Origin of the sequence: Pseudomonas sp. Pseusp97, from assembly GCF_047304025.1 — a bacterium.
Lineage (GTDB): Bacteria > Pseudomonadota > Gammaproteobacteria > Pseudomonadales > Pseudomonadaceae > Pseudomonas.
In genome coordinates this window covers 1-22,557 of sequence record NZ_JBGLYK010000083.1, presented here as the reverse complement: position 1 = coordinate 22,557, position 22,557 = coordinate 1, and the positions used below count along the sequence as shown (strand labels likewise).

Annotated in this window: 24 protein-coding genes and 1 pseudogene; 14 read left to right on the top strand and 11 right to left on the bottom strand. The window is 66.9% G+C overall.

All coding sequences use genetic code 11. The features are described 5' to 3' along the window. The 6 genes from ACCC94_RS15460 to ACCC94_RS15435 all read left to right on the top strand — a co-directional run. A partial coding sequence (locus ACCC94_RS15460) for a YicC/YloC family endoribonuclease (RefSeq protein ID WP_413350371.1) occupies positions 1 to 661 on the top strand: 661 nt, incomplete at its 5' end. Between the two features lie 49 nt (positions 662 to 710). Further along, the gene (gmk, locus tag ACCC94_RS15455; RefSeq protein WP_017520707.1) at positions 711 to 1,322 is read left to right on the top strand and encodes a guanylate kinase; all 612 of its coding nucleotides are present in this window, start codon (positions 711 to 713) and stop codon (positions 1,320 to 1,322) included. A 99-nt stretch (positions 1,323 to 1,421) separates the two neighbouring features. Beyond that, the gene (gene rpoZ, locus ACCC94_RS15450; RefSeq protein ID WP_045217709.1) at positions 1,422 to 1,688 is read left to right on the top strand and encodes a DNA-directed RNA polymerase subunit omega; all 267 of its coding nucleotides are present in this window, start codon (positions 1,422 to 1,424) and stop codon (positions 1,686 to 1,688) included. A 60-nt stretch (positions 1,689 to 1,748) separates the two neighbouring features. Then, entirely contained in the window at positions 1,749 to 3,857 is a 2,109-nt protein-coding gene (gene spoT, locus ACCC94_RS15445) for a bifunctional GTP diphosphokinase/guanosine-3',5'-bis pyrophosphate 3'-pyrophosphohydrolase (RefSeq protein WP_413350370.1), read from the top strand. A 21-nt stretch (positions 3,858 to 3,878) separates the two neighbouring features. Beyond that, entirely contained in the window at positions 3,879 to 4,259 is a 381-nt protein-coding gene (locus tag ACCC94_RS15440) for a RidA family protein (protein ID WP_024762056.1), read from the top strand. Positions 4,260 to 4,317: 58 nt separating this feature from the next. Continuing rightward, entirely contained in the window at positions 4,318 to 5,052 is a 735-nt protein-coding gene (locus ACCC94_RS15435; RefSeq protein WP_413350369.1) for a hypothetical protein, read from the top strand. A gap of 30 nt (positions 5,053 to 5,082) precedes the next feature. On the opposite strand, the gene ACCC94_RS15430 is transcribed toward ACCC94_RS15435, so the two are convergent. The 3 genes from ACCC94_RS15430 to ACCC94_RS15420 all read right to left on the bottom strand — a co-directional run bounded on the left by ACCC94_RS15430 (position 5,083) and on the right by ACCC94_RS15420 (position 7,443). Further along, on the bottom strand, positions 5,083 to 5,706 hold the full coding sequence (locus tag ACCC94_RS15430) for a LysE family translocator (RefSeq protein WP_413350368.1): 624 nt from the start codon (positions 5,704 to 5,706) through the stop codon (positions 5,083 to 5,085). Between the two features lie 67 nt (positions 5,707 to 5,773). After that, positions 5,774 to 6,574, bottom strand: coding sequence for an AraC family transcriptional regulator (locus ACCC94_RS15425; RefSeq protein ID WP_413350367.1), 801 nt, complete (start codon positions 6,572 to 6,574; stop codon positions 5,774 to 5,776). Further along, entirely contained in the window at positions 6,574 to 7,443 is an 870-nt protein-coding gene (locus tag ACCC94_RS15420) for an NAD-dependent epimerase/dehydratase family protein (protein ID WP_413350366.1), read from the bottom strand. Before ACCC94_RS15420 ends, ACCC94_RS15425 begins: the two co-directional genes overlap by 1 nt. Positions 7,444 to 7,538: 95 nt before the next feature. On the opposite strand from ACCC94_RS15420, the gene ACCC94_RS15415 reads away from it, so the two are divergent. From ACCC94_RS15415 to ACCC94_RS15405, 3 genes are all read left to right on the top strand, one after another. Continuing rightward, positions 7,539 to 8,471, top strand: coding sequence for a hydrogen peroxide-inducible genes activator (locus tag ACCC94_RS15415; RefSeq protein WP_017520699.1), 933 nt, complete (start codon positions 7,539 to 7,541; stop codon positions 8,469 to 8,471). Continuing rightward, positions 8,468 to 10,543 (top strand): ATP-dependent DNA helicase RecG, encoded by a 2,076-nt coding sequence (gene recG / locus ACCC94_RS15410; protein WP_413350365.1) that lies wholly within the window; start codon positions 8,468 to 8,470, stop codon positions 10,541 to 10,543. Before ACCC94_RS15415 ends, recG begins: the two co-directional genes overlap by 4 nt. Before the next feature lie 91 nt (positions 10,544 to 10,634). After that, the gene (locus ACCC94_RS15405) at positions 10,635 to 12,041 is read left to right on the top strand and encodes an HDOD domain-containing protein (RefSeq protein WP_413350364.1); all 1,407 of its coding nucleotides are present in this window, start codon (positions 10,635 to 10,637) and stop codon (positions 12,039 to 12,041) included. 213 nt (positions 12,042 to 12,254) lie between these two features. Here ACCC94_RS15405 and ACCC94_RS15400 read toward each other — a convergent pair whose 3' ends face one another. From ACCC94_RS15400 to ACCC94_RS15380, 5 genes are all read right to left on the bottom strand, one after another. Beyond that, positions 12,255 to 12,656, bottom strand: a complete 402-nt coding sequence (locus ACCC94_RS15400) for a helicase (RefSeq protein ID WP_413350363.1) — start codon at positions 12,654 to 12,656, stop codon at positions 12,255 to 12,257. Positions 12,657 to 12,791: 135 nt separating this feature from the next. Then, positions 12,792 to 13,064, bottom strand: a complete 273-nt coding sequence (locus ACCC94_RS15395) for an HU family DNA-binding protein (protein ID WP_017520695.1) — start codon at positions 13,062 to 13,064, stop codon at positions 12,792 to 12,794. A 196-nt stretch (positions 13,065 to 13,260) separates the two neighbouring features. Beyond that, positions 13,261 to 14,415 (bottom strand): NAD(P)/FAD-dependent oxidoreductase, encoded by a 1,155-nt coding sequence (locus ACCC94_RS15390; protein WP_413350362.1) that lies wholly within the window; start codon positions 14,413 to 14,415, stop codon positions 13,261 to 13,263. Between the two features lie 82 nt (positions 14,416 to 14,497). Beyond that, positions 14,498 to 14,665, bottom strand: a complete 168-nt coding sequence (locus ACCC94_RS15385) for a rubredoxin (protein ID WP_017520693.1) — start codon at positions 14,663 to 14,665, stop codon at positions 14,498 to 14,500. Positions 14,666 to 14,863: 198 nt separating this feature from the next. Then, positions 14,864 to 15,031, bottom strand: coding sequence for a rubredoxin (locus ACCC94_RS15380; protein WP_015479573.1), 168 nt, complete (start codon positions 15,029 to 15,031; stop codon positions 14,864 to 14,866). A gap of 235 nt (positions 15,032 to 15,266) precedes the next feature. On the opposite strand from ACCC94_RS15380, the gene ACCC94_RS15375 reads away from it, so the two are divergent. Both ACCC94_RS15375 and ubiA read left to right on the top strand, forming a co-directional pair. Continuing rightward, a complete protein-coding gene (locus ACCC94_RS15375; protein WP_413350373.1) occupies positions 15,267 to 15,806 on the top strand; it encodes a chorismate lyase in 540 nt (179 codons plus the stop codon). A 27-nt stretch (positions 15,807 to 15,833) separates the two neighbouring features. Further along, positions 15,834 to 16,724 carry a 4-hydroxybenzoate octaprenyltransferase gene (gene ubiA, locus ACCC94_RS15370; RefSeq protein WP_413350361.1) on the top strand — a complete coding sequence of 297 codons (891 nt, stop codon included), beginning with the start codon at positions 15,834 to 15,836 and terminating at the stop codon, positions 16,722 to 16,724. A gap of 97 nt (positions 16,725 to 16,821) precedes the next feature. Here ubiA and ACCC94_RS15365 read toward each other — a convergent pair whose 3' ends face one another. Continuing rightward, positions 16,822 to 17,187, bottom strand: coding sequence for a hypothetical protein (locus tag ACCC94_RS15365; protein ID WP_413350360.1), 366 nt, complete (start codon positions 17,185 to 17,187; stop codon positions 16,822 to 16,824). A 311-nt stretch (positions 17,188 to 17,498) separates the two neighbouring features. On the opposite strand from ACCC94_RS15365, the gene phoB reads away from it, so the two are divergent. The 3 genes from phoB to ACCC94_RS15350 all read left to right on the top strand — a co-directional run bounded on the left by phoB (position 17,499) and on the right by ACCC94_RS15350 (position 20,958). Further along, complete coding sequence (phoB, locus tag ACCC94_RS15360; protein ID WP_138217117.1) at positions 17,499 to 18,188, top strand: phosphate regulon transcriptional regulator PhoB; 690 nt, start codon at positions 17,499 to 17,501, stop codon at positions 18,186 to 18,188. Further along, on the top strand, positions 18,185 to 19,525 hold the full coding sequence (gene phoR, locus ACCC94_RS15355; protein WP_413350372.1) for a phosphate regulon sensor histidine kinase PhoR: 1,341 nt from the start codon (positions 18,185 to 18,187) through the stop codon (positions 19,523 to 19,525). The genes phoB and phoR overlap by 4 nt, the downstream gene beginning before the upstream one ends. Positions 19,526 to 19,617: 92 nt before the next feature. Then, positions 19,618 to 20,958 (top strand): hemolysin family protein, encoded by a 1,341-nt coding sequence (locus tag ACCC94_RS15350; protein WP_413350359.1) that lies wholly within the window; start codon positions 19,618 to 19,620, stop codon positions 20,956 to 20,958. A gap of 149 nt (positions 20,959 to 21,107) precedes the next feature. On the opposite strand, the gene ACCC94_RS15345 is transcribed toward ACCC94_RS15350, so the two are convergent. Both ACCC94_RS15345 and ACCC94_RS15340 read right to left on the bottom strand, forming a co-directional pair. Next, on the bottom strand, positions 21,108 to 22,007 hold the full coding sequence (locus ACCC94_RS15345) for a peptidoglycan DD-metalloendopeptidase family protein (protein WP_413350358.1): 900 nt from the start codon (positions 22,005 to 22,007) through the stop codon (positions 21,108 to 21,110). A gap of 124 nt (positions 22,008 to 22,131) precedes the next feature. Further along, positions 22,132 to 22,557 (bottom strand): annotated as a pseudogene (locus ACCC94_RS15340) (response regulator); the annotation flags it as partial.

Here is a 22,557-nt window from a genome sequence, read left to right as displayed (position 1 = left end):
CGCGGTTTCCGTGGGCATGTACCAGGGCGAGCCGGTGCTGGACCTGGATTACCTGGAAGACTCCGCCGCCGAGACCGTCGCCGGACTGATCCGGCAGCCCGCCCCTCTCGATCCGCTGGCCGTGCTGGCCTGGCCGGGTGTGCTGGTGGGCGACGCCGCCGACCCGCAGGCGCTCAACGCCAGCGCCCTGGCCGCCTTCACCCAGACCCTGGACGAGCTCAAGGCCGGCCGCGCCCGCGAAGGCGCGGAGCTGGGGAAGATCATCGACGAGCGCTTGGCGGCAATGCTGGAAGAGGTCGTCAACCTGCGCCAGCTGGTGCCGGAGATGCTCGCCAACCAGCGCCAGAAGATCCTCGACCGCTTCGCCGAGATGAAGGCCGAGCTCGACCCGCAGCGCCTGGAACAGGAAATGGTCCTGCTGGCGCAGAAGAGCGACGTCGCCGAGGAACTGGATCGCCTGACCACCCACGTCACCGAAGTCCGCCGCGTGCTCAAGGCGGGCGGCGCCGCCGGCCGGCGCCTGGACTTCCTCATGCAGGAACTCAACCGCGAAGCCAACACGCTGGGTTCGAAGGCTTTCGACCCGCGCTCGACCCAGGCCGCGGTCAATCTCAAGGTCCTGATCGAGCAGATGCGCGAACAGGTGCAGAATATCGAGTAAGCCGGACGCCTCCGGCTTCCCCCGTCAACCGCAACTCCAGGAAAGCGCCATGTCCGGCACCCTGTACATCGTTTCCGCGCCGTCGGGCGCCGGCAAGACCAGCCTGGTCAAGGCCCTGCTCGACGTCATGCCCAGCGTGCGCGTCTCCGTCTCCCATACCACCCGGGGCATGCGCCCGGGCGAAGTGGACGGGGTGAACTACCACTTCGTCGGCCACGACACCTTCCGCGCCATGCTCGAGCGCAACGAATTCCTCGAGCACGCGCAGGTCTTCGACAACCTCTACGGCACCTCCCAGCGCTGGGTCGAGAAGACCCTCGCCGAAGGCAACGACCTGATCCTGGAGATCGACTGGCAGGGTGCGCAGCAGGTGCGCCGGCTGATGCCCCAGGCGCAGTCGATCTTCATCCTGCCGCCCAGCCAGGAAGCCCTGCGCCAGCGCCTGACCAACCGCGGCCAGGACAGCGACGAGGTGATCGAGCGGCGCATGCAGGAAGCCGTCAGCGAAATGAGCCACTATGTGGAATACGATCATCTGGTGATCAACGACGATTTCGCCCACGCGCTGGAAGACCTCAAGGCGATCTTCCGCGCCCGCCAACTGCGCCAGGACGCCCAGCAGCAGCGTCACACCGAGCTGCTGCAACGCCTGCTGGCCTGAAGTCGCCGAGAGAAGGCACTTCCATAAAGATTGGCGATTTTTTAGACTATCCAGTCCGCCCGGCATTTTCCGGGCCTACATTTCAGTACGAGGAACACCATGGCCCGCGTCACCGTTGAAGACTGCCTGGACAACGTCGATAACCGTTTCGAGCTGGTCATGCTCGCCACCAAGCGTTCGCGTCAGCTGGCCACCGGCGGCAAGGAGCCGAAGGTACCGTGGGAAAACGACAAGCCCACCGTCGTCGCCCTGCGCGAAATCGCTTCCGGCCTGATCGACAACGAAATCGTTCTGCTGGAGGACGTGGTTGAAGAAGAGCCGCTGTTCGCTGCCTTCGAAGACGAGGCCAACAACGAGGCCCTGTAAGTCGATGTCCGACCGACGAATCGGTGCTGCAAGACTGGCCGCACGGCAGGGGGTCGACCCATGCCGAGCATAGACGCCTTCGCTGATCGTCTGTCGAGCTATCTGGGCCCGGACCAGGTCAACCTGGTCCGCCGCGCCTACTACTACGCCGAGCAGGCCCACGACGGGCAACGCCGCCGCAGCGGCGAGGCCTACGTCACCCACCCGCTCGCCGTCGCCAACATCCTCGCCGACATGCACATGGACCATCAGAGCCTGATGGCGGCCATGCTGCACGACGTGATCGAGGACACCGGCATCGCCAAGGAAGCGCTCACCGCGCAGTTCGGCGAAACCGTCTCGGAACTCGTGGACGGGGTCAGCAAGCTGACCCAGATGAACTTCGAGTCCAAGGCCGAGGCGCAGGCCGAGAACTTCCAGAAGATGGCCATGGCCATGGCGCGCGACATCCGCGTGATCCTGGTGAAGCTGGCTGACCGCCTGCACAACATGCGCACCCTGGAAGTGCTGTCCGGCGAGAAACGCCGGCGCATCGCCAAGGAAACCCTGGAAATCTACGCCCCCATCGCCAACCGGCTGGGCATGCACAGCATGCGCGTGGAGTTCGAGGACCTGGGCTTCAAGGCCATGCACCCGATGCGCTCCGAGCGCATCCGCCAGGCGGTGAAGAAGGCCCGCGGCAACCGCCGCGAGATCGTCGGCAAGATCCAGGAATCGCTGGTCAACTGCCTCGCCCGCGAGGGCATGGAAGGCCAGGTGCTGGGCCGCGAGAAGCACCTGTTCAGCATCTACAAGAAGATGCGCGGCAAGCGCAAGGCGTTCAACGAGATCATGGACGTCTACGCCTTCCGCATCGTCGTCGACAAGGTCGACACCTGCTACCGCGTGCTCGGCGCCGTGCACAACCTGTACAAGCCCTTCCCCGGTCGCTTCAAGGACTACATCGCGATTCCCAAGGCCAACGGCTACCAGTCGTTGCACACCACGCTGTTCGGCATGCATGGCGTGCCCATCGAAATCCAGATCCGTACCCGCGAGATGGAGGAGATGGCCAACCACGGCATCGCCGCGCACTGGCTGTACAAGTCCAGTGAAGAGGAAGCGCAGAAAGGTACCCACGCCCGCGCCCGCCAGTGGGTGAAGGGCATCCTCGAGCTGCAGCAACGCGCCGGCAACTCGCTGGAATTCATCGAGAACGTGAAGATCGACCTGTTCCCGGACGAGGTCTACGTCTTCACGCCCAAGGGCCGCATCATGGAACTGCCCAAGGGTTCCACGGCGGTCGATTTCGCCTACGCGGTGCATACCGACGTCGGCAACAGCTGCATCGCCTGCCGCATCAACCGCCGTCTGGCGCCGCTGTCCGAACCTCTGCAGAGCGGCGCGACGGTGGAAATCGTCACCGCGCCGGGCACCCGGCCGAACCCGGCCTGGCTGAACTTCGTGGTCACCGGCAAGGCGCGCACGCACATCCGCCACGCGCTCAAGCTGCAGCGCCGTTCCGAGTCGATCAACCTCGGCGAGCGCCTGCTGAACAAGACCCTGGCCGGCTTCGACAGCCACCTGGAGAAGATCCCGCAGGAACGCATCCAGGGCGTGCTCAGCGAATACCGCATGGAAGTCTTCGAGGACCTGCTCGAAGAGATCGGCCTGGGCAACCGCATGGCCTACGTGGTCGCGCGCCGCCTGCTGTCCAGCGAAGGCGAGGAAGCGCCCAGCGCCGAAGGGCCGCTGGCGATCCGCGGCACCGAAGGCCTGGTGCTGAGCTATGCCAAGTGCTGCACGCCGATCCCCGGCGACCCGATCGTCGGCCACCTGTCCGCCGGCAAGGGCATGGTCGTGCACCTGGAGAACTGCCGGAACATCAGCGAAATCCGCCACAACCCGGAAAAATGCATCCAGCTCAGCTGGGCCAAGGATGTCACCGGCGAATTCAACGTCGAACTGCGCGTCGAGCTGGAGCACCAGCGCGGCCTGATCGCCCTGCTGGCGACCAGCGTCAACGCCGCCGACGGCAACATCGAGAAGATCAGCATGGACGAGCGCGACGGTCGCATCAGCGTGGTCCAGCTCGTCGTCAGCGTGCATGACCGTGTGCACCTGGCCCGCGTCATCAAGAAGCTGCGCGCGCTCAAGGGCGTGATCCGCATCACCCGCATGCGCAGCTGATCCCCACCCCAAGGAGTCGACATGACCAAGACCGTTATCCACACCGACAAGGCACCGGCCGCCATTGGCACCTACTCCCAGGCGATCAAGGCTGGCAACACCGTCTATGTCTCCGGTCAGATCCCGCTGGACCCGAAAACCATGGAACTGGTCGAGGGCTTCGAAGAGCAGACCGTCCAGGTCTTCGAGAACCTCAAAGCCGTGATCGAGGCTTCCGGCGGCTACCTGCACGACGTGGCCAAGCTGAACATCTTCCTCACCGACCTGTCGCACTTCGCCAAGGTCAACGAGATCATGGGCAAGTACTTCACCCAGCCCTACCCGGCCCGCGCCGCCATCGGCGTCGCCGCCCTGCCCAAGGGCGCCCAGGTCGAGATGGACGCCATCGTCGTCCTGGAATAATCAGCACCTCCCCAACGGGGCCTTCATGGCCCCGTTTCTTTGCCTGCAAGGAGCAAACATGCGTCGCGCCCTGATCCTGAGCGCCCTGATCGGCCTGCTCACCGGCTGCGCCGGCACCCCGTCCGACCCTTCCGGCGTCTGGGTCAACCAGGCCGCCATCGATGCCGCCGGCAAGGGCGGCAAACTGCGCGAGGCGCTGCTGGCCTACGGACCGAACCTGGAATGGAAGCTGGACACCAAGGCCAGCCAGGCCACCTTCAGCAACGGCTTCGAGCTCGGCGAAGGCCAATTGACCGCGGAAGATCCCAAGCACTACCGCGTCGACTTCTACGGCAGCAACCAGGAATCCCTGGAGCTGGACGGCAAGGAACTGGTGCAGGTGGGCAGCGACAACTGGCCCGAACAGCGTTTCCTGCGCCCCAAGGAGCAGCCAGTCGCGCAGGGCCCGGCCGGCAGCACCTTCGAGAATGCCCTCTACGCGGCCTACCTCAAGGGCACCTGGATCATCGAGGAGGGCGAAGGCAAGGGCAGCAAGGTCAAGTTCGCCTCCAACGGCAGCCTCGAAGGCATGCCCGGCTATGATCGTTACGCGCTGTGCCTGGCCGGCGACTGCGCGGCCATGAGCGGCGACAACGACAGCATCTGGCTGCAACGGGGCCAGCAGGGCCGCGAGTACCTGTTCGAGCGCGACGGCGACAAGCTGGAGCTGTTCGAGGCGGTGAACCGCGCCCAGGCCGACGAGATGCCGCAGTACGCGCCGGGCAACAAGGTCTGGACCCTGGAGCGCGACTGATCCGCGCGAGCGGGCGCGATTGGCGGAACGTCAGCGCAGCCCGCTCCACAGCAGCCAGCCACCCAGCGCCAGCAACAGGCCGCCGCAAAGGCGGTCCAGCGCCGTGACCCGGCGCTGCAGCCAGCCGCGCCAGCGCGGGCGATCCAGCAGGCGCACCAGCGCCATGTCCCACACCAGCACCACCGCGCCCATCCACAACACACACGCGCACAGCGCCCAGCCCGGCAGATGGAACTGCCCGAGCACGCCGAACAGCCCGGTGTAGAAGATCGGCAGCTTGGGGTTCAGGCTGCTGGCCAGCAGGCCTTCGCGCATGCCACGCAGAAATCCCCCGCTGCGCTGGCCACCCAGTTCCGTGGGAATTTCCAGTTGCCGCCGCGCCAGCAGCGCCTGCGTGCCGAGCCAGACGAAGTAGGCGCCGCCCAGCAGCTGCACCAGCCGCAGCCCGTGGCTGGCCACCTCCGGCAGCAGGCCGAGGACGAACAGCACCAGCAGCATGCTCGCCAGATTGGCCAGGGCGATCCCTGCCGCGCAGCCGTCGGCATGCCGCCGACCGCGCAGCAGCGCGGCGCGGATCAGCAGGAAGAAGTCCGGCCCCGGCGACAACAGGGCGGCGAAGTGGGTGCTGGCGACCAGCGCGAAGGCGGCGAACATGGCGATCTCCCGGATAGCGGCGTTGCGCAGTCTGGAAGCGCCGGGGTTCGTCGGTCTTGGAAGAAAGTCAGGTACGCGTGGCGCGCAGGAAGCGACCGGGCGTGACACCGGTGAAGCGGCGGAAGGTGCCGGAGAAGTGCGCCTGGTCGTAGAAGCCCAGGGTCAGTGCCACTTCCAGCGGCTTCTCGCCCGCCACCAGCAGGCGCTTGGCCTCACGGATGCGCCGCTGCAGCAAATAGGTGTGCGGCGGCACGCCGTAGGCGTTGCGGAAGGCTTCGATCAGGTGGCGCGGATGGCGCTGCAGCAGGGCGGCGAGCGCTTCGAGGCTGACCGCCTCGCGGTAGTGCGCTTCCAGGTAGTCGCGCAGCTTCGCTGTGACGCCACCGTCGCGCGCTGCCGAAGCGTGCGGGCGCATGCCGCCGTGGCGGACGAACACCAGCTCCAGCAGCGCCAGCAGCTCGCTCTCCAGCGCCAGCGCGTCGTTGCGCTCGAACTCGGTGGCGACGCGTCGCAACGCCTCCGCCACTTGTCCGTCGTCGTGCGGATTGAGCGCCTGGAAGCCGCGCGGCAATTGCTTGCGGCCGAGCAGCGGGAGCAGGCGTGACTCCTCGATGTAGAGCATGCGATAGACCAGGCGCTCGGACTCGGCGTTGCCGGTGTGCGGCTCCTCCGGGTTCATCAGCGACAGGGTGCCGGCCGGCAGCACGTGGTGGGCGCCACGGCACTGGTAGCCGCCAGCGCCGTGCAGGATGGCGCCGATGGCGAAGGCATCGTGGCTGTGGCGTCCGAACGGCTGGCCGGAGAAGTCCGCATGGAACAACTCCACCCCCGGCAACCAGGGGCGCGCCAGCAGCCGGTTGGCGTCCATCAGTCCTGTTTGCCCGCGAGGATCGCCGCATAGCCTTCGCGGAAAGTCGGGTAGCGCGGCTCCCAGCCCAGCGTGCGGGCGCGGGCGTTGCTGCAGCGCTTGCTGCCCGCGCGGCGTACGGTGTACTCGTCGGCCCAGTGGGTGACGCCCAACTGTTCGCGCAGCCAGCCGACCACTTCATGCAGCGCCGCCGGGTCGTTGTCGACGCCGAGGTAGCAGTCTTCCAGCACGGTGCCGCTGCGGTCAGCCTCCAGCAGCGCGGCAAGCAGGCCGGCGGCGTCCTCGGCGTGGATGCGGTTGGCGTACAGCGGCGGCTCGCTGGCCACGCGGTAACCCTCGCGCACCTGCTTGAGCAGCCATTCGCGGCCGGGGCCGTAGATACCGGTGAGGCGCACGACGCTGGCGGGAATGCCGCTGCGCAGCGCCACCTGCTCGGCCTCGAGCATCACCCGGCCCGAATAGCTCTGGGCCTGGGCGGGCGAGCTCTCGTCGATCCACTCGCCATCGCGCTGGGCGTACACGCCGCTGCTGGAGACGAACAGCAGGCGCCTGGGCAGTTGCCCGCGCTGCTGCAGCCAGCCTAGGGTATTGCGCAGGCCCTCGACGTAGGCGGCGCGATAGCCGGCTTCGTCGTGCTGGCTCGCGGCGGCGCAGAACACCAGGTAGTCCAGCCTGCCCACCGGCCAGGTATCCGGGCATTCGAGCTGGCCCAGGTCGCCGGCCACCGGCAGCACTTCCAGCGGCAGCGCGGCAACGTTGCGGCGCAAGCCATGGACGCGCCAGTCGCGGGCAGCCAGTTGGCGTCCCAGGCGGCTGCCGACGTCACCGCAACCGACGATCATCAGGCTGGGGAAGGTGCTCTTGCTCATGCTTGGCTCCGCGAATCAAAGGCCGGCAGTTTAGCGCGGTTGGTTCGCGGCGGTGCAGCCGCTATGCTTGGGCCACCTCAACGGACTTAGTCGCCATGACCCTTACCGAACTGCGCTACATCGTCACGCTTGCCCAGGAGCAACACTTCGGCCGCGCCGCGGAACGCTGCCACGTCAGCCAGCCGACGCTCTCGGTGGGCGTGAAGAAGCTGGAAGACGAGCTCGGCGTACTGATCTTCGAGCGCAGCAAGAGCGCGGTGCGCCTGACCCCGGTCGGCGAAGGCATAGTCGCGCAGGCGCAGAAGGTGCTGGAGCAGGCCCAGGGCATCCGCGAACTGGCCCAGGCCGGCAAGAACCAGCTGACCTCGCCGCTCAAGGTTGGCGCCATCTACACCATCGGCCCGTACCTGTTCCCGCACCTGATCCCGCAGTTGCACCGGGTCGCCCCGCAGATGCCGCTGTACATCGAGGAAAACTTCACCCACATCCTGCGCGACAAGCTGCGCACCGGCGAGCTGGACGCGATCATCATCGCCCTGCCGTTCCAGGAAGCCGACGTGCTGACCCTGCAGCTGTTCGACGAGCCGTTCTACGTGCTGATGCCGGCGGACCACCCGTGGACCGCGAAGAAGACCATCGACCCGGAGCTGCTCAACGACAAGAGCCTGCTGCTGCTCGGCGAGGGCCACTGCTTCCGCGACCAGGTCCTCGAAGCCTGCCCGACCACCCACAAGGGCGGCGAGAACAAGCACACCACGGTGGAATCCAGCTCGCTGGAAACCATCCGCCACATGGTCGCCTCCGGCCTTGGCGTGTCGGTGCTGCCGTTCTCCGCCGTGGACAGCCACCACTACGCACCGGGTGTGCTGGAAGTGCGCCCGTTCAGCGCGCCCGTACCCTTCCGCACCGTCGCCATCGCCTGGCGCGCCAGCTTCCCGCGGCCGCGCGCCATCGAGGTGCTGGCCGACTCGATCCGCCTGTGCTCGGTCGCCAAGCCGACCGTCAAGGGTGAAGCCGAGCCGGCATGACCGATCTGTCGAACGTCCCGGTCACCGCGCTCAAGGGCGTCGGCGCCGCGCTGGAGGAGAAGCTGGCGAAGGTCGGCCTGGAAAATCTCCAGGACATCCTCTTCCACCTGCCGCTGCGCTACCAGGACCGCACCCGCATCACTCCCATCGGCGCGCTGCGCCCGGGACAGGACGCGGTGATCGAGGGCGTGGTCTCCGGGGCCGACGTGGTGATGGGCAAGCGCCGCAGCCTGCTGGTGCGCCTGCAGGACGGCACCGGCACCCTGAGCCTGCGTTTCTACCACTTCAGCCAGGCGCAGAAGGAAAACCTCAAGCGCGGCACGCACCTGCGTTGCTACGGCGAGGCGCGCCCCGGCGCATCGGGCCTGGAGATCTACCACCCGGAATACCGCTCGCTCACCGACGCCGCCGCGGCGCCGGTGGAGCAGACGCTCACGCCGATCTACCCAACCACCGAAGGTCTCACCCAGCAGCGCCTGCGCCAGCTCAGCGAGCAGACCCTGGCGCGCCTGGGCCCGTCGAGCCTGCCAGACTGGCTGCCGGCGGAACTGGCCCGCGACTACCGCCTGGGCCCGCTGGACGAAGCCATCCGCTACCTGCACCGGCCACCACCGGACGCCGATCTGGAAGAACTCGCCGAAGGCCGCCACTGGGCGCAGCACCGCCTCGCCTTCGAGGAACTGCTGACCCACCAGCTGTCGCTGCAACGCCTGCGCGAAAGCGTGCGCTCCCAGGCCGCGCCGCAGCTACCGCCTGCCAGGAAATTGCCGGCGCTGTACCTGAAGAACCTCGGCTTCAAGCCCACCGGCGCGCAGCAGCGGGTCGGCGCGGAGATCGCCTACGACCTCGCCCAGCCCGAACCCATGCTGCGCCTGGTGCAGGGCGACGTCGGCGCCGGCAAGACCGTGGTCGCCGCCCTCGCCGCCCTGCAAGCATTGGAAGCCGGCTACCAGGTGGCTCTGATGGCACCCACCGAAATCCTCGCCGAGCAGCACTTCCTCAACTTCACCAAGTGGCTGCAGCCGCTGGGCATCGAAGTCGCCTGGCTGGCCGGCAAGCTCAAGGGCAAGGCCCGCGCCAGCGCGCTGGAGCAGATCGCCGGCGGCGCGCCGATGATCGTCGGTACCCACGCGCTGTTCCAGGAAGAGGTGAAGTTCAAGCGCCTGGCCCTGGTGATCATCGACGAACAGCACCGCTTCGGCGTGCAGCAGCGCCTCGCCCTGCGCCAGAAAGGCGTGGACGGTCGGCTCTGCCCGCACCAGCTGATCATGACCGCCACGCCCATCCCGCGGACCCTGGCGATGAGCGCGTACGCCGACCTGGACACCTCGATCCTCGACGAATTGCCGCCCGGCCGTACCCCGGTGAACACCGTGCTGGTGGCCGACAGCCGTCGCATCGAAGTGATCGAACGGGTGCGCGCCGCCTGCGCCGAAGGCCGCCAGGCGTACTGGGTGTGCACGCTGATCGAGGAATCCGAAGAACTCACCTGCCAGGCCGCGGAAACCACCTACGAGGAACTTTCCTCGGCGCTGGGCGAATTGCGCGTCGGCCTGATCCACGGGCGCATGAAGCCGGCGGACAAGGCCGTGGTCATGGAAGCCTTCAAGGAAGGCATGCTGCAGCTGCTGGTCGCCACCACGGTGATCGAGGTCGGCGTGGACGTGCCCAACGCCAGCCTGATGATCATCGAGAACCCCGAGCGCCTGGGCCTGGCCCAGTTGCACCAGCTGCGCGGCCGCGTCGGCCGGGGCAGCGCGGCGAGCCATTGCGTGCTGCTCTACCACCCGCCGCTGTCGCAGATCGGCCGCGAGCGCCTGGGGATCATGCGCGAGACCTGCGACGGCTTCGTCATTGCCGAAAAGGACTTGGAACTGCGCGGCCCCGGCGAAATGCTCGGGACGCGGCAAACCGGCCTGCTGCAATTCAAGGTCGCCGACCTGATGCGCGACGCCGACCTGCTGCCAGCGGTGCGCGACGCCGCCCAGGCCTTGCTGGCCCACTGGCCGCAATCGGTCAGCCCTTTGCTGGCACGCTGGCTGCGCCACGGGCAGCAATACGGACAAGTGTGATCTATTTCACTTTCGCCGGTCGGTTGACCGCTCGGTCACGCTGACCGCGTGGTTATACTCCGACCCAGCCGTTGATAACCGGATCACATTCATGAGCGACCTTGCACGCGCCCCATCCGACTCCTCGCAGGCCCCCGAGGTCATCCTGCAGCTGCTCGCCAAGTTGGGCATTCCCTCTCGCGAGGTCAGCGACGCCACCACCCTTCCGGCGGCGCGCCGGGTGCAGGCGAGCCTGCTGGAAGATGCCGTCGGCACCCTGCTGGTGCTGTTCCCGCAGAGCCAGCTGCTGGACCTCAACCGCCTGGCCGAACTCACCGGACGCAAGCTGGTCGCGGTCAAGCCCGATCGCCTGGAGCGCATGCTCGGCAAGCACCAGCTCGGCCGCCTGCCGGCATTGCCGCCACTGACCAGCTCGCCGTGCCTGTATGACGAGCGCCTGCTGCAGGAGCCCCAGCTGCTGATCGAATCCGGCGCGGCCGGCACGCTGCTGGAGATTCCCACTGCGTCCTTCCGCAGCCTGCTGGAGAAAGCCAGCGCGGCGCGCTTCGGCGTGGCGCTGGAATCGATCCGGCCGAACCTCGACCGCCCGGACGACGACCGCAAGGAAATCACCCAGGCCGTGCAGGCCTTCACCGCCCGCCGCATCCAGCAGCGCCTCGAGGAAACCATCGAGATTCCGCCGCTGCCGGAAACCGCGCAGAAGATCATCAAGCTGCGCGTCGACCCCAACGCCACCGTGGACGACATCACCGGCGTGGTGGAGACCGACCCCGCGCTCGCCGCTCAGGTGGTCAGCTGGGCGGCATCGCCCTACTACGCCGCGCCCGGCAAGATCCGCTCGGTGGAAGACGCCATCGTCCGCGTGCTGGGCTTCGACCTGGTGATCAACCTCGCCCTCGGCCTGGCCCTGGGCAAGACCCTGAGCCTGCCCAAGGACCAGCCGCAGCACGCCACGCCCTACTGGCACCAGGCGATCTACACCGCCGCGGTAATCGAGGGCCTGACCCGCGCCGTGCCGCGGGCCGAGCGCCCGGAAGCCGGCCTGACCTACCTCGGCGGCCTGCTCCACAGCATCGGCTACCTGGTCCTGGCGCACATCTTCCCGCCGCACTTCTCGCTGATCTGCCGGCACCTGGAGGTGAACCCGCACGTCGAGCACAACCTCGTCGAGCAGCACCTGCTGGGCATCACCCGCGAGCAGATCGGCGCCTGGCTGATGCGCACCTGGGACATGCCGGAAGAGATCTACACCGCGCTGCGCTTCCAGCACGATCCGTCCTACGCCGGTGACTGCTCGGCCTACGCCAACCTGGTGTGCCTGGCGACGCGCCTGCTGCGCAACCACGGCATCGGCAGCGGCCCGGAGACCGACATTCCGCAGGACTTGCTGGATCGCCTGGATATCCCGCGCGAAAAGGCTGAAGACGCCGTGCGCAAGGTACTAGACGCCGAAGCGGTGCTGCGCGAGCTGGCCAGCCAGTTCAATCCTGCACACTGAATGTACCAACGCTGAAGCCGTCGCGATGCCGACATGAAGAAGGCCCCCTTTCGGGGGCCTTTCTTTGTGCTTTTCGTAGGAGCGAGCTTGCTCGCGAACAGGGGCTGGCACCGAGCATCTCCGGTTTGCGAGCAAGCTCGCTCCTACAAGGGCTTTCCCACCAGACGAAAAAGGCCCCGTGAGGGGCCTTTTTACTGTGCGCTGCAAAGCGGCTCAGGCGGCTTTCCTGTCGCTGGCCGGCGCGGCCTTCTTCTTCGGCTTGAGGTACTTCACCAGGCCCTGGAACCAGATCACCAGGCCCGGATTGCCCTGGATCTGGATGTCCTTGTTCTGGATGCCCTGCATGAACGCCAGCTGCGGGTTCTTCGAGGTCATGGTGGCGAAACCGTAGGCGCCGTCCTTGAAGCCCAGCGCGAAAGCCGGCTGCGGATGAGTGCCGCGGCGGGAGCTGACCTTGAGGTCCTTGACGATGTAGTGGCGGGCGACCTTGCCGTCGAGGGTGTGGAGCTGGAACACCAGGTCCTTGCCTTCGAGCTGCTTCTGGAACGCCGGGTTTTCGCGGCTGGCCTTGGCCATCAGGCGACCTAGCATCCACAGGAGTAGACGGAATTTCATGCACAAACCTCGACGTTCGAGACAATAGTCTGCGCATTGTAGCCAGTTTGAAAACGGACTACATCCGGTCTTTTGGAGGGATTATGTAACTGGAGGAGGCAACCCGGAGCCGCTCTGGCTCCGGGCCGGGAGCGATCAGTTGACCGCGTCTTTCAACGCCTTGCCCGGTTTGAAGGCAACGGTGTTGCTGGCTTTGATCTTGACCGGCTGGCCAGTCTGGGGGTTCTTGCCAGTACGGGCGCCACGGTGGCGCTGAACGAAGGTACCGAAACCGACAAGGGTAACGCTGTCCTTGCGGTTGAGCGCGCCAGTGATTTCATCCAGCAGCGCGTTCAGCACCTTGTTGGCTTGTTCTTTGGTGAGGTCGGCCTTCTCGGCGATCGCGGCGGCGAGTTCTGGTTTACGCATAAATGCCTCTTTGACGGTTTGTTGTTGTTGTGTCCGTGCTGTCTTCCCAACAGCGCCCAAGGCACCGCAGGCTTGCCGTACAGGCTCTAGGCTGCGGCAGACGGGGGGAGAATGGCACGCCGCAGGCGGGTACGCCAGTATCGTCTGACAATTTACGGGCTCTTTCCCAAGGCAAAAACGCCATTGGCGACGTCTGTCACGCCAGAAGTGCCGGCAACTCCTTGTTCAGCGAGAGTTTTTCGCTCACGGCGGCCCCGGTAAGGGCATAGCCGAGCAATCGACCGGCGGTATCCCGGCACAGCACCTTGAGGTCCGGGCCAGAGCCTTCCACGCGCCATTCACCCTCGCTGCCGCGCGGCGGCGGCGACACCACCAGCGGGCACACCGGCGTCTTCACGGTCACCGGCATGGCGCCATAGGCCACCGGCGTCGGCTTGCCGGCCAGGGTCTGCGCCAGCGCGCGGGCGCAGGACATCAGCGGCATCACGTAGAGCAGGTTGAGGCCGTCGACCTCGGCGCAGTCGCCCAGGGCGTAGATATTGGCGTGGGAGGTGCGCAGTTCGCGGTTGACCATCACGCCGCGGTTGATATCCAGGCCGGCGGCTGCGGCCAGGTCCACGCGCGGGCGCAGGCCGACGGCGGAGACGACCAGGTCGCAGGCGATCACCTGGCCATCGGAGAGGTGCGCTTCCAGCGCGTCGCCGGCGCGCACCAGGCTGTTCAGCACCGGGCCGAGGTGGAAGCGCACACCGAGACCTTCCAGCCCCTGCTGCACAGCCTGGGCGGCAGCCGGATGGAGCAGGCCCGGCATGACCTGCTCGCAGGGCGCCACCACGTCGATCTGGTAGCCGCCGCTGGAGAGGTCGTTGGCGAACTCGCAGCCGATCAGGCCGGCGCCCAGCAGCAGCACGCGGCGCTTGCCGGCGGCGGCGCTGCGAAAGCGCGCGTAGTCTTCCAGATCGTTGATCGGGAAGATCAGGTCCTGGGCATCACCCTCGACCGGTACGCGGATGGTCTCGGCGCCCCAGGCCAGTACGAGGTCGCGGTAGTGGATTTCCTCCTCGCCGATCCAGATGCGCCGGTGGCCCGGATCGATGCCGGTGACACGGGTGTGGGTGAGGATGCGCGCCTTGAGCTGGTCGGCCATGGCGCCGGCTTCGGCCATGGCCAGGCCGTCGGCGTCCTTGTCCTTGGAGAAGCCGGTGGAGAGCATCGGCTTGGAGTAGGAGCGGCCATCGTCGGCGGTGATCAGCAGCAGCGGCGTCTCGCTGTCCAGCTTGCGCCACTCGCGGGCCAGGTTGTAGCCGGCCAGGCCAGTTCCGATGATCACCAGCGGTGCGTTGTCGCTCATTGCTCTCTCACCTCAAAAGACGCCATTTCGTAAAGACAGCACGGCGGCCAGTGGGCCGCCGCAGGAATTCGTCGGGTCGGGTTCAGGAAATCTCGATCATCTCGAAGTCGATTTTCCCGACGCCGCAGTCCGGGCAGACCCAGTCCGCCGGGATGTCTTCCCAGCGCGTGCCGGGGGCGATGCCCTCGTCCGGCAGGCCCAGTGCCTCGTCGTAGATGAAGCCACAGACCACGCATTGCCATTTGCGCATCGGCCAAGCCCTCCTGCGATTTCCGCTGAAGCTAACGTATCGGCGCGCACCGGCCAACGGCGGGCGCGACGCCGGGCTCCGTCAGCAGGGCCAACCCGGCGCACTTGCAGTCTACCGCGTCAGGCGCGGGCCTGCCGTGCGCGCAAAACGCAGACGGCGGCCCGAGGGCCGCCGTCGCGGGAATCCATCCTGGCGGGGTCAGCCGATCTCGATCATCTCGAAATCCAGCTTGCCGACGCCGCAGTCCGGGCACAGCCAGTCTTCCGGCACGTCTTCCCAGCGGGTGCCGGCGGCGATGCCTTCTTCCGGCCAACCCTTGGTTTCGTCATAGATCAGGCCACAAACCACGCATTGCCACTTCTTCATCAGCTCTCACCCTCAGATTCTTGTCGCTTGGACGTCAGTGCATCCAATGTCCGGCTTTGTACTGGCGATGGGCTTGGCGCGCAAGTCCCCGGAAAAACCTCGGATGGCCGGCCAAACCTTTGATGGGGTCTGGCGTAATGCACCCTTGCGGACAACGCAATCGGCCGCGCAAAGGCGCCGTGTTAAGCTGCCGCGTCCCTGGCCAACTGCAGTCCAAGCCGTGCCCGAAGCCGCCCTGATCCACCCACCCCGCTGGCTCACCGCCGCCCAGTTGCACCCCGCTCCCGCCGCCCAGGTCGTGGACTGGCTGTTCGACGAAGGCTCGCTGACGCGCCGGCTGACCGCGCTCTCCGCCGGCAATTTCGCCGTGCAGCCGCTGGCCGAAGGCTGGCACCGCCTGCGCACCGACGAATGCGCCGCGCTGGGCGTGCCGGACGGCAGTCAGGGCTGGGTGCGCGAGGTCTACCTCAAAGGTCACGGCACGCCCTGGGTGTTCGCCCGCAGCGTCGCTGCGCGCTCGGCGCTGGAGGGCTCCGGTTTCGATCTGCGCCTGCTCGGCACGCGCTCGCTCGGTGAGTTGCTGTTCAGCGACCGCGCCTTCCAGCGCGGCCCCATCGAGGTGTGCCGCTACCCGGCCGCCAGCCTGCCGGCCGAAGTGCGCGCCGAGCGCCTGTGGGGCCGCCGCTCGTGCTTCAGCCGCGACGGCCTCGGCGTGCTGGTCGCCGAAGTATTCCTGCCATCGCTGTGGCAACGGGTGGAACAACAGCCCGTATAATTCCCGGATCGCTTTCCGGAGGCCGCCATGTTCGTTGCCCTGATCAAACCCCTCGCCCGCCTGCATCCCCGCGCCTGGGACTTCATCCAGCTGACGCGCATGGACAAGCCGATCGGCATCTACCTGCTGCTCTGGCCGACGCTGTGGGCGCTGTGGATGGCCAGCGGCGGTGTGCCCAGCGCCAAGAACCTGGTGATCTTCGTCCTCGGCACCGTGCTGATGCGCATGGCCGGCTGCGTGATCAACGACTTCGCCGACCGCAAGCTCGACGGCCACGTCGAACGCACCAAGGCGCGTCCGCTGGCCACCGGCAGGATCACCGTGCGCGAGGCCTGGATTGCCTTCTTCGTGTTGCTGGGGCTGAGCTTCCTGCTGGTGCTGTGCACCAACGCGCAGACCATCTGGCTGTCCTTCGGCGGCGCGGCGGTGGCGGCGCTCTACCCCTTCATGAAGCGCTACACCTACTACCCGCAGGTGGTGCTGGGCGCGGCGTTCTCCTGGGGCATCCCGATGGCCTTCACCGCGGCCAGCGGCACGCTGCCAGCGGTAGCCTGGCTGCTGTTCTTCGCCAACGTGCTGTGGACGGTGGCCTACGACACCTACTACGCGATGACCGACCGCGAGGACGACCTGAAGATGGGCATGAAGTCCACGGCGATCCTCTTCGGCGACGCCGACCGGGCGATCAACCTGACGCTGCAGGGCCTGATGCTCCTGCTGCTGATCCTCGCCGGCAACAAGCTGGCGATGCACCTGTATTACTACCTGGGCCTGGCCGTTGCGGCCGGCTGCTTCGCCTGGCAATTCCATTCGACCCGTGATCGCGAGCCGATGAAGTGCTTCAAGGCCTTCCTGCACAACCACTGGGCGGGGCTGGCGATCTTCCTCGGCACCGTGGCGGACTTCGCCCTGCGCTGAGCCGGCGATCGCTGTAGGAGCGAGCTTGCTCGCGAACCTTGCCTGACACTTCGGCATCAAGCGGGTTCGCGAGCAAGCTCGCTCCTACGAAGAGCCCCTACGGCTTGGCCATGTGCCAGACGCCCATCTTGCCTTCGCCGGCCATGTCGCCGGCTTTCTTGTCCTGCACGAAGGTGTACAGCGGCTTGCCCTTGTAGGCCCACTGCGCGCTACCGTCATCGCGCTTGATCAGGGTCCAGTCGCCCATGGCCTTGGCGTCGGCGGCAGCCATCAGCGGCGGCCAGTTCTGTGCACAGCCGCCGTTGCAGGCCGACTTGCCGCCGCTGTCCTTGTCGAAGGTGTAGAGCGTCATGCCCTTGGCATCGACCAGCATGCCGTTCTTCTCCATGCCGGGCTCGCCGGCCAGGGCAGACATCGCCGGCAGCATCAGGCCCAGTGCCAGGGCCGGGAATAGCAGTTTCATCAGGCTTCTCCTCTGGTGAGGTGGAAACGGCGCGAGCATCGGCGCAAAGGCCGGCGGGATTGCAGGCAGGGCCGGCCAGGCGACATCGACAAAACACTCGCAACGTCATCGCAAGGTTCCGGCAGGTTCGCTGCCGGGCACACCGCCGACCGGGCCGGTGGGTTCCCTGTGCGCCGCGCAGGGATCGCACGACGCGTCCTTCAGCATAGACGAGCGCTCTGCGACAAGGCTCGGCTACCATCGCGGTGTCACATTCATGAAATATTTCCGTTATCTAATGCGGCGCATTACAGAAATTCTGAGGCCTCAGCATGGTTGGCAAGACAATCCTCATCGTCGATGACGAAGCTCCGATCCGGGAAATGATCGCCGTGGCCCTGGAGATGGCCGGCTACGAGTGTCTGGAGGCCGACAGCGCCCAGCAGGCGCACGCGGTGATCGTCGACCGCAAGCCGGATCTGATCCTGCTCGACTGGATGCTCCCGGGCACCTCCGGCATCGAGCTGGCCCGCCGCCTCAAGCGCGACGAGCTGACCTCGGCCATCCCGATCATCATGCTCACCGCCAAGGGTGAAGAGGACAACAAGATCCAGGGCCTGGAAGTCGGCGCGGATGACTACATCACCAAGCCCTTCTCCCCGCGCGAACTGGTTGCCCGCCTGAAGGCCGTGCTGCGCCGCACCGGTGCCGGCGACAGCGAGACGCCGATCGAAGTGGGCGGCCTGATGCTCGATCCGATCAGCCACCGCGTGACCATCGACGGCAAACCCGCCGAGATGGGCCCCACCGAATACCGCCTGCTGCAGTTCTTCATGACCCACCAGGAGCGCGCCTACACCCGCGGCCAGTTGCTGGACCAGGTCTGGGGCGGCAACGTCTACGTCGAGGAGCGCACCGTCGACGTGCATATCCGCCGGCTGCGCAAGGCACTGGGCGAGGTCTACGAAAATCTGGTTCAGACCGTGCGCGGCACCGGGTATCGTTTCTCGACCAAAAGCTGACTCTCAACGGCGGGCACAAGGAACGGAATGTCGTGACCCAGAACTGGAGTGGCGTGCTGATACGCCACCTGCTGCTGGTCGTAGCCGCCGGCGCGCTGCTCGGCCTGATCACCGGCCAGTACGGCTGGGCCATCGCCGTGGCACTGGCCGCCTACCTCGGCTGGTCGACCTGGCAGCTGCTGCGTCTGCACAAGTGGCTGAAGAACCACCAGCCCGACGAAGCGCCGCCCGATGGCTACGGCCTGTGGGGCGAGGTGTTCGACAGCATCTACCACCTGCAGCGGCGCAACCAGCGCGCCCGCGGGCGCCTGCAGGCGGTGATCGACCGCATGCAGGAATCCACCGCGGCGCTGCGCGACGGCATGATCCTGCTCGACCGCGACGGCAACCTGGAGTGGTGGAACCAGTCCGCCGAGCGCCTGCTGGGCCTGAAGAGCCCGCAGGACGGCGGCCAGCCGGTGACCAACCTGGTACGCCATCCGCGCTTCAAGGAATACTTCGAGGGCGAGGACTACCGCGAGCCGCTGGAGCTCCCTTCGCCGATCAGCGACAACCTGCGCCTGCAGTTCCACATCACCCTCTACGGCGCCGGCGAGCACCTGATGCTCGTGCGCGACGTGACCCGCGTCCACCAGCTGGAACAGATGCGCAAGGACTTCGTCGCCAACGTCTCCCACGAGCTGCGCACGCCGCTGACGGTGATCGCCGGCTACCTGGAGACGCTGCTGGACAACGTCGAGGACGTGAACCCTCGCTGGACCCGCGCGCTGCAGCAGATGCAGCAGCAGGCCGGGCGCATGCAGAACCTGCTCAACGATCTGCTCCTGCTGGCCAAGCTGGAAGCCACCGATTACCCGGCGGACAACAAGCCAGTGGCGGTGGACCTGATGCTGCTGTCGATCCGCAACGACGCCCAGGCGCTGTCCGGCGCGCGCAGCCACCGCATCAGCCTGGAGGCGGATTCGAAGGTGAAGCTCAAGGGCAGTGAGGCGGAACTGCGCAGCGCCTTCTCCAACCTGGTGTTCAACGCCGTGAAGTACACGCCCGAGGAAGGCGAGATCCGCATCCGCTGGTGGGCCGACGAGCAAGGCGCGCACCTGGCCGTGCAGGACAGCGGCATCGGCATCGATCCCAAGCACCTGCCGCGCCTGACCGAGCGCTTCTACCGCGTCGATTCCAGCCGCAACGCCAGCACCGGCGGCACCGGCCTGGGCCTGGCCATCGTCAAGCACGTGCTGCTGCGCCACCGCGGCACCCTGGACATCAGCAGCGTGCCGGGCAAGGGCAGCAGCTTCACCTGCCACTTCCCGCCGCAGCAGGTGGAGAGCCGCGCATAACGGCGCCCGTCTTCGACTCCGGTATAGACGGGCTTGCCAGCCGGGCCCCGGGAACCGCATTCTTGTCCGTCCATTCTTGAACCAACAGAACCATGGACCCTTCCCCTAGTAGCAACTTCCTCACCTATTTCGCCGATTTCGGCCTGATCCTGTTCGCCCTGTTCCTCGTCGTGCTCAACGGTTTCTTCGTCGCCGCCGAGTTCGCCATGGTCAAGCTGCGCTCCACGCGCGTGGAAACCATCGCCAACCAGCACGGCTGGCGCGGCACCATCCTGCGCAAGGTGCACAACCAGCTCGACGCCTACCTCTCCGCCTGCCAGTTGGGCATCACCCTGGCCTCCCTGGGCCTGGGCTGGGTCGGCGAACCGGCCTTCGCCGAGCTGCTCGAACCCTTGCTGGCCGCGGTCGGCGTGCACTCCGAGGAAGTCATCCGCGGCGTGTCGTTCTTCAGCGCGTTCTTCATCATTTCCTACCTGCACATCGTGGTCGGCGAGCTGGCGCCCAAGTCCTGGGCGATCCGCAAGCCGGAGCTGCTGTCGCTGTGGACGGCGGTGCCGCTGTACCTGTTCTACTGGTTGATGTACCCGGCCATCTGGCTGCTCAACGCCAGCGCCAACGCCATCCTGAAGATCGCCGGCCAGGGCGAGCCGGGCCCGCACCACGAGCACCACTACAGCCGCGACGAGCTCAAGCTGATCCTGCACTCCAGCCGCGCCCACGACCCCAGCGACCAGGGCATGCGCGTGCTGGCCTCGGCGGTGGAACTGGGCGAGCTGGAAGTGGTGGACTGGGCCAATTCCCGCGAGGACCTGGTCTACCTGGAGCGCAACGCGCCGCTGGACGACATCCTCGCCACCATCCGCCGCCACAAGTACAGCCGCTACCCGGTGTACGACAGCGAGAAGGGCGAGTTCATCGGCCTGCTGCACATCAAGGACCTGCTGCTGGCCCTGGCCACGCTGGACAGCCTGCCGGAGTCCTTCGACCTCGACGAGCTGACCCATCCGCTGGAGAAGGTCACCAAGCACCTGCCGCTGGCCCGCCTGCTGGAACAGTTCCGCCAGGGCGGCGCGCACTTCGCGCTGGTGGAGGAAGCCGACCACAAGGTCGTCGGCTACCTGACCATGGAGGACGTGCTGGAAGTGCTGGTCGGCGATATCCAGGACGAACACCGCAAGGCCGAGCGCGGCATCGTCGCCTACCAGCCCGGCAAGCTGCTGGTGCGTGGCGACACCCCGCTGTTCAAGCTGGAACGCCTGCTGGGGCTGGACCTGGACCACGTCGAGGCGGACACCCTTGCCGGCCTGGTCTACGACACCCTGAAGCGCGTGCCGGAAGAAGAGGAAGTGCTGGATACCGAAGGCCTGCGCATCATCGTGAAGAAGATGAAGGGCCCGAAGATCGTCCTCGCCAAGGTGGTGAAGCTGGACTGAGCACTTCGCGGCTGAATGAAAAAGGCTGCCCACGGGCAGCCTTTTTGCTTTTTGTAGGAGCGCGCTTGCTCGCGAACAGAGCTCGCCGACAACGCCGGCGCCGGGCGGGTTCGCGAGCAAGCTCGCTCCTACAGGCTCCCGCGCTGTGCTCAGTGCTCGCGGACCACGGCGAAATTCGGCAGCGTATCCACCGGCTGGGAGAAGTCGTAGGGGATCGATTCCAGCGCCAGGCCGACGTTGCGCTGCACCACGAAGTGCAGGTGCGGCCCGCTGCTGTTGCCGGTATTGCCCGACTGCGCCAGTGGCGTGCCGGTGGCGACGCGCTGGCCCTCACGCACCAGCACCGAGCCACGCATCAGATGCAGGTAGACGCCCATGGTGCCGTCGTCATGCAGCACCCGCACGAAGTTGCCGGAAGGGTTCTTGCCGCGCCCGCTCTGGCCGTTCTCGACCTTCACCACGGTACCGCCGCGCGCCGCGACGATGGGCGTGCCTACCGGCATGGCGATGTCCATGGCGTAGCGGCCCTTGGGCGTGAAATGGCTGTAGCGCCCGTTGGCGCCCTGGGTCAGGCGGAACGGCCCGCCCACCCATGGCAGCGCGTACTGGTAGGCCAGCGGCGTCGGCCGCGGATCACCCAGCGCATAGCGCAGCTTGGGCTTGTAGCGCAGCGGCTTGGCGGGGTCGAGCGGGGCCAGGGTGGCGAGACGAATCGAGCTGCGCGGCGCCAGCACCCAGCGGATAGGCCGCTCCGGCGCTCCCACGGCGTTCTGCGCGCCGGTCACGCTCAGCTCGACTTCCACCGGTGCGTACAGGTCGTTGCGCACCTGCAGCGTCTCGCCGCCAGCGTGCTTCTTGGTCTCCAGCTTCACCTGCTCTTCCAGGTGCTCGACCATGCGATCGCGGAAAACGAAGACAGCCGCACCCGCCACGGCCTTGTCCGTGTAGGTGACCACGCCATTGGCGTCGGTGTACTTGTAGATGGTCACGGCCGAAGCCGTCCCGGATGCGGCCAGAAGACCGCACAGGAGGATACTGCGCCCTAGCATGTCGACTCTGGTTATAGGTATGGCGACGCAGGGAAGACTAGCAGCGTAGCCCTTGCGTCGCGACCTGCCGCCGGTCGGGGTGTGAAGCAGTACTACCCGGCGGCCGGTGCATTTTGTAATCGGATCAGGCGCCGGGCACGTAGTGCTTCTGCGAGCTGCCGCGGGCGATCAGGCGCGACAGGTAGTCGAGCTTCTGCGGGTCGCGGTCGACGAAGCGGAAGGTCAGCTGCAGCCACTCGCTGTCGGGCTTGGGCTCCAGCGCAGCTACGGCGTGCAGGTAGCCGTTGAGGCGGGCGACGTCGCTGTCTTCCTCCAGATCGAGCACGGCGCTTTCCAGCACCTGCGGCAGCGGCGTGCCGCGCTTCACCACCAGCAGCGCTTCCTTGAGGCTGAGCGCCTTGATCACGCAGGGCAGGCTGGCCGAAGGCAGGCGCAGCTGGCCTTGCTGGCCCTTGGCGCCACTGCGGGCGGCCGGAGCGGCGGCAGCCGGCGCCGCAGCCGCCGGGCGCGGTGCGGCGGGAGCGGCCGCGGGACGGACCACCTCGGCCTT